The organism is Pseudomonas sp. P1_F1_2 (genome assembly GCF_056405815.1).
The window spans coordinates 1-13,540 of the sequence record NZ_JBFUBK010000144.1; the positions used below are offsets into that span (position 1 = coordinate 1).

The 13,540-nt window shown below is 59.5% G+C and carries 9 protein-coding genes and 1 tRNA gene; 5 read left to right on the plus strand and 5 right to left on the minus strand.

Annotation, left to right across the window (positions count from 1 at the left end):
- The first annotated feature begins 158 nt into the window (after positions 1-158).
- A complete protein-coding gene (locus AC1D2P_RS28290; RefSeq protein ID WP_477811698.1) occupies positions 159-1,280 on the plus strand; it encodes an efflux RND transporter periplasmic adaptor subunit in 1,122 nt (373 codons plus the stop codon).
- Entirely contained in the window at positions 1,277-4,363 is a 3,087-nt protein-coding gene (locus AC1D2P_RS28295; RefSeq protein ID WP_223524018.1) for an efflux RND transporter permease subunit, read from the plus strand. Before AC1D2P_RS28290 ends, AC1D2P_RS28295 begins: the two co-directional genes overlap by 4 nt.
- A 241-nt stretch (positions 4,364-4,604) precedes the next feature.
- Here AC1D2P_RS28295 and AC1D2P_RS28300 read toward each other — a convergent pair.
- Positions 4,605-4,680 (minus strand) — tRNA-Asn (locus AC1D2P_RS28300).
- Between the two features lie 227 nt (positions 4,681-4,907).
- Here AC1D2P_RS28300 and AC1D2P_RS28305 point away from each other — a divergent pair.
- Entirely contained in the window at positions 4,908-5,138 is a 231-nt protein-coding gene (locus AC1D2P_RS28305) for a hypothetical protein (RefSeq protein WP_046027137.1), read from the plus strand.
- Here AC1D2P_RS28305 and AC1D2P_RS28310 read toward each other — a convergent pair.
- Both AC1D2P_RS28310 and AC1D2P_RS28315 read right to left on the minus strand, forming a co-directional pair.
- Positions 5,135-5,335 (minus strand): hypothetical protein, encoded by a 201-nt coding sequence (locus AC1D2P_RS28310; RefSeq protein ID WP_077430544.1) that lies wholly within the window; start codon positions 5,333-5,335, stop codon positions 5,135-5,137. The two genes, AC1D2P_RS28305 and AC1D2P_RS28310, sit on opposite strands and share 4 nt — an antisense overlap.
- A 237-nt stretch (positions 5,336-5,572) precedes the next feature.
- The gene (locus AC1D2P_RS28315) at positions 5,573-6,769 is read right to left on the minus strand and encodes an amino acid aminotransferase (protein ID WP_077430543.1); all 1,197 of its coding nucleotides are present in this window, start codon (positions 6,767-6,769) and stop codon (positions 5,573-5,575) included.
- 338 nt (positions 6,770-7,107) lie between these two features.
- On the opposite strand from AC1D2P_RS28315, the gene uvrB reads away from it, so the two are divergent.
- The gene (gene uvrB, locus AC1D2P_RS28320; protein WP_109785883.1) at positions 7,108-9,123 is read left to right on the plus strand and encodes an excinuclease ABC subunit UvrB; all 2,016 of its coding nucleotides are present in this window, start codon (positions 7,108-7,110) and stop codon (positions 9,121-9,123) included.
- A 91-nt stretch (positions 9,124-9,214) separates the two neighbouring features.
- Here the strand turns inward: uvrB and AC1D2P_RS28325 are convergent, their stop codons facing one another.
- The gene (locus AC1D2P_RS28325; protein WP_109785882.1) at positions 9,215-10,765 is read right to left on the minus strand and encodes an MDR family MFS transporter; all 1,551 of its coding nucleotides are present in this window, start codon (positions 10,763-10,765) and stop codon (positions 9,215-9,217) included.
- Positions 10,755-11,804, minus strand: a complete 1,050-nt coding sequence (locus AC1D2P_RS28330; RefSeq protein WP_109785881.1) for an HlyD family secretion protein — start codon at positions 11,802-11,804, stop codon at positions 10,755-10,757. Before AC1D2P_RS28330 ends, AC1D2P_RS28325 begins: the two co-directional genes overlap by 11 nt.
- A gap of 220 nt (positions 11,805-12,024) precedes the next feature.
- Between AC1D2P_RS28330 and gltX the strand changes: the two genes are divergently transcribed.
- Positions 12,025-13,506 (plus strand): glutamate--tRNA ligase, encoded by a 1,482-nt coding sequence (gltX, locus tag AC1D2P_RS28335; RefSeq protein WP_008037650.1) that lies wholly within the window; start codon positions 12,025-12,027, stop codon positions 13,504-13,506.
- The last annotated feature ends 34 nt before the right edge of the window (positions 13,507-13,540 follow it).

Below are 13,540 nucleotides of genomic sequence, written 5' to 3' on the forward strand. Positions count from 1 at the left end.
CTGCGCATCCGTATCAGCGTGTGCGCCTGAAAAAACTAGATATCGAGCCTCTTTGCTTTGCTCTGATCAAGTGGGCGATGTTCATTCGTCTCGGTAGTGACTATTGACATAAATGGTCACTTGAATAAGCATGGTGCATCCGCTACCGAGAGATCTTTATGATCCAGCGCCACCGCATGTCAGCCATTTTCATTGTCTTGTTGCCGTTTGCCCTAGCGGCCTGCAACGAGGCCACGCCTGCCGATCCTCGCCTTCAAGTGCCCTTGGTGCGCATCGGCGTGGTTCAACCCTCCGCGCCTGCGGCACGGGTATTCACCGGTATCGTCGCGGCCCGAGTTCAGAGCGATCTCGGTTTTCGGGTCCCTGGGAAGGTCTTGGAGCGTTTGGTGGATGCTGGACAAAGTGTCAAGCGCGGGCAGCCACTTATGCGAATCGATGCCAACGACCTGACGCTGACCGCGCGGGCACAGCAGGAAGCGGTACTGGCCGCCATGGCCCGAGCTCGGCAGGCCTCCGATGACGAGCTTCGCTACCGTGATCTGGTGTCCGTCGGAGCGGTATCTGCTTCAGCTTACRCAGGGTTCAAAGCAGCTGCCGACTCGGCGAAAGCCCAACTCAACGCTGCCCAGGCCCAGGCTGATGTGGCGAAAAACGCGACCGGTTATTCGACGTTGCTGGCGGATGCTGACGGGGTGGTAGTGGATACCTTGGCGGAGCCGGGGCAGGTAGTTGGCGCAGGGCAGGTGGTGGTACGCGTTGCCCATTCAGGGCAGCGCGAGGCCGTGATCCAGTTACCCGAGACGCTACGTCCTGCGCTGGGCTCGGCGGCGACGGTTGAGTTATACGGCCAGCACCAGACTGCAGGTAAAGCGCGTTTACGCCAGTTGTCCGACTCTGCCGACCGACAGACCCGAACGTTTGAAGCGCGTTATGTGCTGGAGGGGGCGCTCTCCAACGCCACCCTGGGTTCGACGATCTCAGTGGTTATCGCTGACACGGATGTTGCTGATGCCAAGGAATTACAGGTGCCCATGGGGGCCCTCTACGACGCCGGTAAAGGCCCGGGGGTCTGGGTGGTGGGCGGGGAAGCTGAGCAGGTGGCATGGCGCCCGATCAAGGTTCGCGGCCTGAATAATGAGGCCAGCGTGCGCGTGACGGGGGATCTGCAGGTGGGTGATCGAGTTGTCGCATTGGGTGCTCACTTGCTGAGCGAGGGAGAGAAGGTCAGGACTGAACTCGCCGATGCTCCGCAAAATTCAGTGGTTGAGGTAAGTCGATGAGCGGCTTCAATCTTTCGGCGCTGGCCGTACGCGAGCGCTCAATCACCCTGTTTTTGATCCTGCTGATTTCTGTGGGTGGGTTGTACGCCTTCTTCAAACTGGGGCGTGCGGAAGATCCCGCATTCACCATTAAACAAATGACGGTGGTCACCGCCTGGCCTGGGGCGACGGCCCAGGAGATGCAAGACCAGGTGGTAGAAAAGCTGGAAAAACGCATGCAGGAACTGCGTTGGTACGATCGGACCGAGACCTTTACCCGGCCCGGCTTGGCATTCACTACGGTGTACCTGCTCGACAGCACGCCCCCCTCAGCCGTCCAGGAGGAGTTTTACCAGGCGCGCAAGAAAATCCTGGATGAGCAGAAGGGGTTGCCGTCTGGGGTGATCGGCCCGATGGTCAATGATGAGTATTCCGATGTCACCTTCGCGCTCTATGCGCTCAAGGCCAAGGGCGAGCCCCAACGTCTGTTGGTGCGCGAAGCCGAGAGCTTGCGCCAGCGTCTGCTGCATGTGGCGGGTGTGAAGAAGGTCAACATCATCGGTGAACAGGCCGAGCGCATTTTTGTCGAGCTGTCCTACGAGCGTTTGGCGACACTGGGCATTTCCGCACGAGACATCTTCAGTGCGTTGAACACGCAAAACATGATAACCCCGGCAGGTTCGGTAGAAGCGAAGGGCCCACAGGTTTTCATCCGCCTGGATGGCGCGTTTGATGACCTGCAGAAGATTCGTAATACCCCACTGACGGTGCAAGGCAGAACCCTCAAGTTGTCCGATGTGGCTGAGGTCAAGCGTGGTTATGAGGACCCCGCGACGTTCCTGGTACGCAACAACGGCGAGCCGGCACTGTTGCTCGGCGTGGTCATGCGCGACGGCTGGAACGGCCTGGATTTGGGGAAGTCGCTGGACGCTGAGGCCACAGCGATCAACGAGCAGATGCCTTTGGGCATGAGCCTGACCAAGGTCACGGATCAGGCGGTGAATATTGGCGCCTCCGTCAACGAGTTCATGGTGAAGTTTTTTGCTGCCTTGGGCGTGGTGCTGCTGGTGTGTTTTCTCAGCATGGGCTGGCGTGTCGGCGTTGTGGTTGCCGCGGCGGTGCCGCTGACCCTGGCGGCCGTGTTCATTGTCATGGCGGCCACGGGCAAAGACTTTGATCGAATTACCCTGGGCTCGTTGATTCTGGCGCTGGGACTGCTGGTGGACGATGCAATCATTGCCATTGAAATGATGGTGGTGAAGATGGAGGAGGGCTACGACCGAATCAAGGCCTCCGCTTATGCCTGGAGCCACACGGCCGCGCCGATGTTGTCGGGAACGTTGGTGACAGCGATCGGCTTTATGCCCAACGGTTTTGCCAAGTCGACCGCTGGTGAGTACACCGCGAACATGTTCTGGATCGTTGGCATCGCGCTGATCACTTCCTGGGTGGTGGCCGTGGTGTTTACCCCTTACCTGGGCGTCAAACTGCTGCCGCAGATCAAGGTGCCTGAAGGCGGACATACGGCGATTTACGGTACACCGAACTACCAGCGTTTCAGGCGCCTGCTGGGCAGTGTGATCCGCCGCAAAGGTCTGGTGGCGACATCCGTCGTGGGCTTGTTTGTTGTTGCGATTTTGGGCATGGGCGTGGTCAACAAGCAGTTCTTCCCCACGTCCGACCGACCTGAGGTGCTGGTTGAGATGCAGATGCCTTACGGCACCTCTATCGAACAGACTGATGTGGCGGCGGCCAAGGTCGAGGCGTGGTTGGCTCAGCAGCCGGAGGCCAAGATCGTCACTGCTTACATTGGCCAGGGCGCGCCGCGCTTCTACTTGGCGATGGCCCCTGAACTACCCGATCCATCCTTCGCAAAAATCGTCGTCCTGACCGCGAATCAGCAAGAGCGTGAGGCGCTCAAGCTCCGCCTCAGACAAGCGGCGGCCGATGGCTTGGCGCCTGAAGCTCGGGTGCGAGTGACGCAGTTGGTATTTGGTCCTTATTCACCGTATCCGGTGGCCTTTCGGGTGATGGGCGCCGACCCCGCAGTGTTGCGGGATATCGCCGCGCAGGTGCGTGAGATCATGACCGCCAGCCCCATGATGAGGACCGTCAACACCGACTTGGGCGAGCGCGTGCCGGCACTTCATCTCACGCTGGATCAGGATCGCCTGCAAGCATTCGGCTTGACCTCGACCGATGTCGCGCAACAGCTGCAATTTCTGCTCACGGGGGTGCCTGTCACCGAGGTGCGTGAGGACATTCGTTCGGTTCAGGTGGTCGCTCGCTCCGCGGGTGAGACGCGTCTGGATCCATCGAAAATTGCCGCCTTCACGCTGACCGGCGTCCAAGGCCAGCGCGTTTCGCTGTCCCAGGTCGGGGCGGTGGATGTGCGCATGGAAGAGCCCATCCTGCGACGTCGTGATCGTACGCCGACAATAACCGTGCGCGGTGACGTGGCTGAAGGTCTTCAGCCTCCCGATGTCTCCAACGCCTTGATAACGCAGTTGCAGCCCATCACCGAAAAACTGCCGGCGGGCTACCGCATTGAGTTTGCCGGCGCGATCGAGGAGTCGGGTAAAGCAAACAAGGCATTGTTGCCGTTGTTCCCGATCATGATCGCGCTGATGTTGCTGACTATCATCATTCAGGTGCGCTCGATGTCGGCAATGATGATGGTGTTCGCCACCGCGCCTTTGGGCCTGATTGGTGTGGTGCCAATTCTGCTGCTGTTCCAGCAACCGTTCGGGATCAACGCCTTGGTGGGACTGATTGCCTTGTCAGGGATTCTGATGCGCAACACGCTGATCCTCATCGGCCAGATTCACTCAAATGAGCAAGCCGGCCTGTCGCCATACAACGCCGTGGTCGAAGCCACTGTGCAGCGCGCGAGGCCCGTGATTCTCACGGCGTTGGCGGCGATGCTGGCGTTCATTCCTCTGACCCATTCGGTGTTCTGGGGAACGCTGGCCTACACCCTGATTGGCGGTACGTTTGCTGGCACCGTGCTGACCCTGGTGTTCCTGCCAGCGATGTATGCCCTCTGGTTCAAGATCAAGCCTGAGCCCGCGCATGAGTTTGCAGCGAACACTCACGTTGCTTGAGTACCGCTTGCCACCGATCACTGTGCGCTTTGGTCGTGCCGTAATACCAGTCGAGGGCAACGCTTTCCAGGTGGCGGCCGTTGATGGGGCCTCCGTCTTGGCTTGGTTCTTGGCTTCTAGCTTCTATGGGGGGGGCAATGGCATCCGCCAGCATTCGCTTGACCTGCAAACGAAAAAACCCGCCAGAAGGCGGGTTTTTCGGGGGGGCAGAGATTTTGAAAGCCTTCTCTGGAACCTTGTCTGGCTCCACGACCTGGACTCGAACCAGGGACCCAGTGATTAACAGTCACTTGCTCTACCAACTGAGCTATCGCGGAATGGCGCCTATGTTACTGATTCAAAAAGAGAAGTCAAGCGTCTGATAGCAACTTGACCGATTCGTCGGGACAGACGGCGGTTAATCGGTCGTGGGCGGTTACCAGAATCGTTTCAGAGGTCTACCATGGCCGCCCGGAAGTGGTCACACGCGCTGCCGGCCATTCGCCGAAAAGGTACGCGCCATGAACCATTCAATCCTTACACCTCTCAACAACGGGGTGTTCGCATGAGCATCGCTCAGATCAGCTTGCCCAAAGGGGTTGGCCCGCACGCCGAAAAACTGTTCGACGCAATCACTCAGGCCAGCAACGCCGAGGAGTTGAACCGTGCTGGCGGCAAGGCCGAAGGGTTTGTTCTGGGGCTGGAAAGCACCAAGGCCATCAAGAGTCAGGTGGCGGAATCGCTCTACGTCGCCTATGACGACGCCGCCAGTCAGCGTGCCACCGAACTGGCTTAACCGCCGAAGGTAAGGGTGCCGAGCATCAGTTTGGCATAGAGCATCGTGGCGCCCAGTTGCACCAGCCACAAGGCCAGGCCGCCAAGAAATACGCCCGCAGCGACTTGCAGCACCAGGTTGTTGCCGCGTTTGGCTGGGGTGCGAGGCACGAAGTGGTCCAGCTCATCGCGGTCAGCGCGTAGGTCATCGTTTTTCATGGGGTTCTCGCAAGAATTCTCGTGTTTACTCATAACTTGTGGGAGCCGGGCTTGCCCGCGATAGCGGTCGATCAGCCAACATCAATGTTGAATATGATGGCCTAATCGCGGGCAAGCCCGGCTCCCACAATGGGATGGTGTGCAGTCTAGAGGGCTTGGCCGTCGGGTCGAGAGATATCTGCAACCCATAAAAAAACGGGAAGCCATAAGGCTTCCCGTTTTCAATCACGCGACGACTCAGATCACCTGAACGATGGCCTTGGTCACCACGTCGATATTGCTCTGGTTCAACGCAGCCACACAGATGCGGCCGGTGTCCAGGGCGTAGATGCCGAACTCGGTGCGCAGGCGGGTGACTTGCTCAACCGTCAGGCCGGAGTAAGAGAACATGCCACGCTGGCGGCCCACAAAGCTGAAATCGCGCTGAGGCGCGTTTTTTGCCAGGGTGTCGACCATCTGGATGCGCATGCCGCGAATTCGCAGGCGCATTTCAGCCAGTTCTTCTTCCCACTGGGCGCGCAATACCGGGCTGTTCAGCACAGCGGCAACGATGCTTGCACCGTGAGTAGGCGGGTTGGAGTAGTTGGTACGGATGACGCGTTTGACTTGCGACAGTACGCGCGCGCTTTCTTCTTTGGACTCGCTGACGATCGACAGCGCACCAACGCGCTCGCCGTACAGCGAGAACGATTTGGAGAACGAGCTGGATACGAAGAACGTCAGACCCGATTCGGCGAACAGGCGCACAGCGGCGGCGTCTTCGTCGATGCCATCGCCGAAACCTTGATAGGCCATGTCGAGGAACGGTACGTGACCCTTGGCTTTGACGACTTGCAGCACGTTGTTCCAGTCGGCAGGGCTCAGGTCCACGCCGGTCGGGTTGTGGCAGCAGGCGTGCAGCACAACGATCGAGCCGTTTGGCAGGGCGTTCAGGTCTTCCAGCAGGCCGGCACGATTAACGTCGTGGGTCGCGGCGTCGTAGTAGCGGTAGTTCTGTACCGGGAAACCGGCGGTTTCGAACAGTGCGCGGTGGTTTTCCCAGCTTGGGTCGCTGATCGCTACAACGGCGTTCGGCAGCAGTTTCTTGAGGAAGTCGGCACCGATTTTCAGTGCGCCGGTGCCGCCCACCGCTTGGGTGGTGATGACGCGGCCAGCGGCGATCAGTGGCGAGTCGTTGCCGAACAGCAGTTTCTGCACTGCCTGGTCGTAGGCAGCGATGCCGTCGATTGGCAGGTAGCCACGGGAAGCGTGTTGAGCGGCGCGAATTGTCTCGGCTTCGACAACGGCGCGCAGGAGTGGAATTCGCCCCTCCTCGTTGCAGTAAACACCGACCCCCAGGTTGACCTTGTTGGTACGGGTATCGGCGTTGAATGCTTCGTTGAGGCCCAGGATTGGATCGCGTGGTGCCATTTCGACAGCGGAGAACAGGCTCATTTTTGCGGCGGCTCTGAATGGAGAATGGAGGGACGTGTCGCGCTCCAGCCGAATGCACTAGAGCGGTGCACAAACGGGGAGCTAGTATAGAGGCCATCTGCGATCGATGGCGACAGACGATTGGGCTTTTCCGTTAAGTTTTTCCGATTATTTTCCGACCGTTAGTCGAATGCTGACGTCAAACGATTCGCCGGATGTAGGACGTTTGCCTTGAAAGAGCAGGCAATCGACTCCACATTGAGCACAATCCAGTTTTTTCCTCGGGCGGTTTTAGCCGTTTGCGGTCTTTTTCGTTGCTGTCCCATTTGACCGGGCAGGCGCGAATCCAGGGGTATTGAATGTCTGAATTCCAGCTAGTCACCCGCTTCGAGCCCGCCGGCGATCAGCCAGAAGCCATCCGCCTGATGGTCGAGGGCATCGAAGCCGGGCTGGCGCACCAGACGTTGCTCGGTGTGACCGGCTCCGGCAAGACCTTCAGTATCGCCAACGTGATTGCACAAGTGCAGCGTCCGACGCTGGTGCTGGCGCCGAACAAGACCCTGGCCGCGCAGTTGTACGGCGAGTTCAAGGCGTTTTTCCCGAACAACGCGGTGGAGTACTTCGTTTCCTACTACGACTACTACCAGCCCGAAGCCTACGTGCCGTCGTCCGATACCTTCATTGAGAAAGACGCCTCGATCAACGACCACATTGAGCAGATGCGTCTGTCCGCAACCAAGGCGTTGCTGGAGCGCAAAGACGCGATCATCGTCACCACCGTGTCGTGCATCTACGGCCTGGGTAGCCCGGAGACCTATCTGAAGATGGTGTTGCACGTGGATCGCGGCGACAAACTCGATCAGCGTGCGTTGCTGCGTCGCCTGGCGGATCTGCAATACACCCGCAACGACATGGACTTCGCCCGTGCGACCTTCCGGGTGCGTGGCGATGTGATTGATATCCACCCGGCGGAATCCGATTTCGAAGCGATCCGCATCGAACTGTTCGATGACGAGGTCGAGAGCCTGTCGGCGTTCGATCCGCTGACCGGCGAAGTGATCCGCAAGCTGCCGCGCTTTACCTTCTATCCGAAAAGCCACTACGTGACGCCGCGTGAAACCCTGTTGGGCGCCGTCGAAGGGATCAAGGTCGAGTTGCAGGAACGCCTCGATTATCTGCGCACCAACAACAAACTGGTTGAGGCCCAGCGTCTGGAGCAGCGCACCCGCTTCGACCTGGAGATGATCCTCGAACTGGGCTACTGCAACGGGATCGAAAACTACTCGCGCTACCTGTCCGGCCGTGAGTCCGGCCAGGCGCCGCCGACGTTGTTCGACTACCTGCCGGCTGACGCCTTGCTGGTGATCGACGAATCCCACGTCAGCGTGCCGCAGGTTGGCGCCATGTATAAGGGCGACCGCTCGCGTAAAGAGACGTTAGTGGAATACGGTTTCCGCCTGCCGTCGGCGTTGGATAACCGGCCGATGCGTTTCGACGAGTTCGAAAGCATCAGCCCGCAGACGATTTTCGTCTCGGCGACGCCGGGCAATTACGAAGCGGAGCATGCCGGCCGCGTCGTCGAGCAGTTGGTGCGTCCGACGGGGCTGGTTGATCCGCAAATCGAAATCCGCCCGGCGCTGACCCAGGTCGACGACCTGCTTTCGGAAATCACCAAGCGCGTTGCACTCGAAGAGCGGGTTCTGGTCACGACCCTGACCAAACGCATGTCCGAAGACTTGACCGATTACCTGGCCGACCACGGCGTTCGCGTGCGTTATCTGCACTCTGACATCGACACGGTAGAGCGAGTCGAAATTATTCGTGATCTGCGCTTGGGCACCTTTGATGTGCTGGTGGGGATCAACCTGCTGCGTGAAGGCCTGGACATGCCGGAAGTGTCGCTGGTAGCGATTCTCGATGCGGACAAGGAGGGCTTCCTGCGCTCCGAGCGCTCGCTGATCCAGACCATCGGCCGGGCGGCACGTAACCTCAACGGCCGGGCGATTTTGTACGCCGACCGCATCACTGGCTCTATGGAGCGGGCGATTGGCGAAACCGAGCGGCGGCGCGACAAGCAGATCGCCTTCAACCTGGCCAACGGCATCACGCCCAAGGGCGTGTTCAAGGACGTCGCCGATATCATGGAAGGCGCCACCGTGCCGGGTTCGCGCAGCAAGAAGCGCAAGGGCATGGCCAAGGCTGCCGAGGAAAGCGCCAAGTACGAAGCGGAATTGCGCTCGCCGGGCGAGATCGCCAAGCGGATTAAAGCCCTGGAAGAGAAGATGTACGCGTTGGCGCGTGATCTGGAGTTTGAAGCGGCGGCGCAGATGCGTGATGAGATTGGCAAGTTGCGGGAGCGGTTGATTACTGTCTGAGATTTGCGGTGCCTGTCAGGCCGCCATCGCGAGCAAGCTCGGCTCCTACATGTAGGAGCCGAGCTAGCTCGCGATAGGGGCCTACTCGGTCTTAGTGTGCTTCCCCAGCCTTAATCCCCTCTGGCAATTTCTTGGTCAACAAGATCGCCAGCATGCTCACCCCCAGCGCAATCCCGACAAAGTGAAACGCATCGTTGTAGGCCATGATCGACGCCTGTTGGTGCGCAATCTCGCTGATCTTTGCCAGTGCCGCCGTCTCATTGCCTAGCCTGTCCGCCATCGACGACAGCCGCTCGGCCACCTGCGCATTGCTCGGCACAATGGCTTCGCGCAAATAATCAAAGTAGGTCTTGGTTCGCGCATCCAGCAGGGTGGCGAGGAGGGCGATGCCAATCGCGCCGCCGAGGTTGCGCAGGATGTTGAACAGGCTCGACGCCGACCCCGCGTCCTGCGGCAAGATATACGCGGTGGCGATCAGCGAGATGGTGACCATGATCAGCGGCTGGCCCAGCGCGCGGATGATCTGGATCTGATTGAACTGTGGCCCGGCAAAGTCCGGGTTCAGCACTCCCGATGAAAAACTCGCCAGCCCGAACAACCCGAATCCCAGGGTGCACAGCCATTTTGGCGAAATGTACTTCATCAACTTGGGCACTAGCGGAATCAAAAACAGTTGCGGCACGCCCATCCACATGATCACTTCGCCGATCTGCAGGGCGTTGTAGTTCTGGATCTGCGCCAGGTACAGCGGCAACAGATAAATCGAGCCATACAACCCGACCCCCATCCCCAGGCTGGAAATACTCGACAGGCCAAAGTTGCGATTGCGCAGGATGCCGAGGTTGATCAGCGGGTTGGGTTTGGAAAACTGCACGATCACAAAGGTGATCAGGCTGATCAGTGCGATGCTGCCCAGGGTCACGATCAGGTTCGATTCCAGCCAGTCCTTGCGGTGACCTTCCTCCAGAAACACCTGCAAACAACCGAGCCCGACGCCGAGGGTCAGAATGCCCATGTAGTCGGTGCTCTTGAGCAATTCCCAATGCGCTTCTTTCTTCTCCAGGCCATACATCAGGCCGGCGATCATGAGCAGGCCCGGCGGTATGTTGATGTAGAAAATGTATTCCCAGCCCCAGTTTTCGGTCAGCCAACCGCCTAGCGTCGGGCCAATGGAGGGCGCGAAGGTGGCGGTCATGGCGAACATGGCCATGCCTTTGGCGCGGTGGTGTTCCGGGAGTTTGATCAGCGTGAGGGTGAAGGCCAGCGGGATCAGCGCGCCCCCGGTGAAGCCCTGCAAGGCGCGGAAGACGATCATGCTTTCCAGGCTCCACGCCATGGAACACAGCAGCGAGGCGACGAGGAATCCCAGTGAAACCCACACCGCCAGCCGTCGTGCGGACAGCAACTGCACCAGCCACGCCGTCAGCGGAATCATGATGATTTCCGCCACCAGGTACGAGGTGGAAATCCACGAGCCTTCTTCCAGGGTGGCCGACAGGGCGCCCTGAATGTCCTTGAGCGAAGAGTTGGTGATCTGGATGTCGAGCACGGCCATGAAGGCGCCGAGCATGACGCTCATCACCGCGATCCAGTCCCGCCGGGTCGGTTCGCCGACCGGGCGGATCAGTTGATCACCGGCCATCGTCAGGGGCGTCTTTGATGTTCACTTTAGCGGTGACAGACATGCCCGGGCGGATCTTGCCTTGCAGCGGATTGTCCGCGGCGAAGGTCAGTTTGACCGGAATCCGTTGGACGACTTTGGTGAAGTTGCCCGTGGCATTGTCCGGCGGCAACAGGCTGAACTGCGCGCCCGAAGCGGCGAACAGGCTGTCGACTCGCGCCTTGATCGGCGTGTCGCTGTAGGCGTCGAAAATCAGTTCGGCGCTCTGGCCAGGCACCATGTGGCCGATCTGGGTTTCCTTGAAGTTGGCTTGAATCCAGATGTCCTGGTCCGGGACGATCGACAGCAAATACGCGCCAGCCTGCACCACCTGGCCTTCGCGGGCGGCGCGCTGGCCGATCAGGCCGCTGATGGGCGCGTGGATTTCGCTGCGGGTCAGGTTCAGTTCGGCTTGTGCCAGGTCGGCCTTGGCGTTGGCGATCTGCGCGTCCAGGCGTTTGATCTCGGCGGTCAGGGCGTTGACCTGCTGGCGTTGGCTCTGAGCGTCCGCCTGAGCCTTGACGACCTGCGAGCGCGCGATGTGGTTATCGGCGGACAGGGTGGTCACCCGTTCTTCGGAAATAAAACCGGGTTTGCGCAGGGTTTGGGCGCGAGTCAAATCGATGAGCGACCGGCCGAGGCTCGCCTGGCTGGACGCGACTTGCGCTTCACTGGCCGCGATCAGGCTCGATTGTTGGGTCAGCTTGCTTTGGGCTTGCAGGCGTTCGGCCTCGCGAGTGGCGAGGGCAGCGCTGGCGCGGTCAACGGCGAGGTGGAAGTCGGCGCCTTCAAGCTTGACCAGCAACTGGCCTTTTTCGACATGCTGGTTGTCGTGCACCAAGACTTGGTCGATGCGCGCGCTCAACTGGCTTGAGACGCGGGTAATCTCGCCCTGGACATAGGCGTTATCGGTGCTTTCATAAAATCGCCCCTTGAAGAACCACTGGGCAAAGAAGGCCCCGGCAATCAGCAGGACGAGCAACAAGAAAATAAACAGGCGACGCTTGAGTTGGGCAGGCATGGGGCAGACTGTAGTCGAGAAATTGTAAGGAAAGTTATCAGCAGGTGAATCTGTCATACAGCCGACAAGCGGTAAATGCCATCGGTTGATATTCGGCCATTCACCACGCCATACGCGCTCTGTAGACGCAAACTTGGCTTAAATGCCCTGTTCACTGGAGCGGGGCGGGTATCGCCTGTTACCATTCGCCCTTTGTTTTATCTTCATTTCGAGACTTGCCATGACCACCGTCCGCACGCGCATCGCGCCATCGCCTACCGGGGACCCCCACGTAGGTACCGCTTACATCGCTTTGTTCAACTACTGCTTTGCCAAGCAGCATGGCGGTGAGTTCATCCTGCGGATTGAAGACACCGACCAGTTGCGTTCGACCCGCGAGTCCGAACAGCAGATTTTCGACGCCCTGCGCTGGTTGGGCATCGACTGGAGCGAAGGCCCGGACGTCGGTGGCCCGCACGGTCCCTACCGTCAGAGCGAGCGCGGCGATATCTACCAGAAGTATTGCCAGCAACTGGTTGAAATGGGTCATGCCTTCCCGTGCTTCTGCACCGCCGAAGAGCTGGACCAGATGCGCGCCGAGCAAATGGCACGCGGCGAAACCCCGCGTTACGACGGCCGTGCGCTGTTGCTGTCCAAGGAAGAAGTCGCCCGTCGCCTGGCGGCAGGCGAGCCGCACGTCATCCGCATGAAAGTGCCGAGCGAAGGCGTGTGCGTGGTGCCGGACATGCTGCGTGGCGATGTCGAGATCCCGTGGGATCGCATGGACATGCAAGTGCTGATGAAGACCGACGGCCTGCCGACGTACTTCCTGGCCAACGTGGTCGACGACCACCTGATGGGCATCACCCACGTATTGCGTGGTGAAGAGTGGCTGCCCTCGGCGCCGAAACTGATCCTGCTTTACGAGTACTTCGGCTGGGAACAACCGGAGCTGTGCTACATGCCGCTGTTGCGTAACCCGGACAAGAGCAAGTTGTCCAAGCGCAAAAACCCGACCTCGGTGACGTTCTACGAGCGCATGGGCTTCATGCCGGAAGCGATGCTCAACTATCTGGGCCGCATGGGTTGGTCGATGCCGGACGAGCGCGAGAAGTTCTCGCTGCAGGAAATGGTCGACAACTTCGACTTGAGCCGTGTCTCGCTGGGCGGGCCGATTTTCGACATCGAGAAGCTGTCCTGGCTCAACGGCCAATGGCTGCGTGATCTGCCGGTGGAAGAGTTCGCCTCGCGCCTGCAGACCTGGGCGCTGAACCCGGAATACATGATGAAGATCGCGCCGCACGTTCAGGGCCGCGTTGAAACCTTCAGCCAGGTGGCTCCGCTCGCCGGTTTCTTCTTTGCCGGCGGCGTGAATCCGGATGCCAAATTGTTCGAATCCAAGAAGCTTTCGGGCGATCAGGTTCGTCAGTTGATGCAGTTGATCCTGTGGAAGCTGGAAAGCCTGCGTCAGTGGGAAAAGGACAGCATCACCGCGACGATTCAGGCAGTGGTCGAATCGCTGGAATTGAAGCTGCGTGACGCCATGCCGCTGATGTTTGCCGCGATCACTGGCCAGGCCAGCTCGGTGTCGGTGCTGGATGCGATGGAAATCCTCGGTCCGGACCTGACCCGTTTCCGTCTGCGCCAGGCAATTGACTTGTTGGGCGGCGTGTCGAAGAAAGAAAACAAGGAGTGGGAAAAACTCTTGGGCAACATCGCCTGATCCACTCCGTTCCCGTGTAGCAGCTGCCGAAGGC

What these genes read in the sequence shown, in the direction of transcription:
- AC1D2P_RS28295 (WP_223524018.1), top strand. Translation starts at nt 1,277, where the DNA reads ATGAGCGGCTTCAATCTTTCGGCGCTGGCCGTACGCGAGCGCTCAATC.
- AC1D2P_RS28305 (WP_046027137.1), top strand. Translation starts at nt 4,908, where the DNA reads ATGAGCATCGCTCAGATCAGCTTGCCCAAAGGGGTTGGCCCGCACGCC.
- AC1D2P_RS28310 (WP_077430544.1), bottom strand. Translation starts at nt 5,335, where the DNA reads ATGAAAAACGATGACCTACGCGCTGACCGCGATGAGCTGGACCACTTC.
- AC1D2P_RS28315 (WP_077430543.1), bottom strand. Translation starts at nt 6,769, where the DNA reads ATGAGCCTGTTCTCCGCTGTCGAAATGGCACCACGCGATCCAATCCTG.
- uvrB (WP_109785883.1), top strand. Translation starts at nt 7,108, where the DNA reads ATGTCTGAATTCCAGCTAGTCACCCGCTTCGAGCCCGCCGGCGATCAG.
- AC1D2P_RS28325 (WP_109785882.1), bottom strand. Translation starts at nt 10,765, where the DNA reads ATGGCCGGTGATCAACTGATCCGCCCGGTCGGCGAACCGACCCGGCGG.
- AC1D2P_RS28330 (WP_109785881.1), bottom strand. Translation starts at nt 11,804, where the DNA reads ATGCCTGCCCAACTCAAGCGTCGCCTGTTTATTTTCTTGTTGCTCGTC.
- gltX (WP_008037650.1), top strand. Translation starts at nt 12,025, where the DNA reads ATGACCACCGTCCGCACGCGCATCGCGCCATCGCCTACCGGGGACCCC.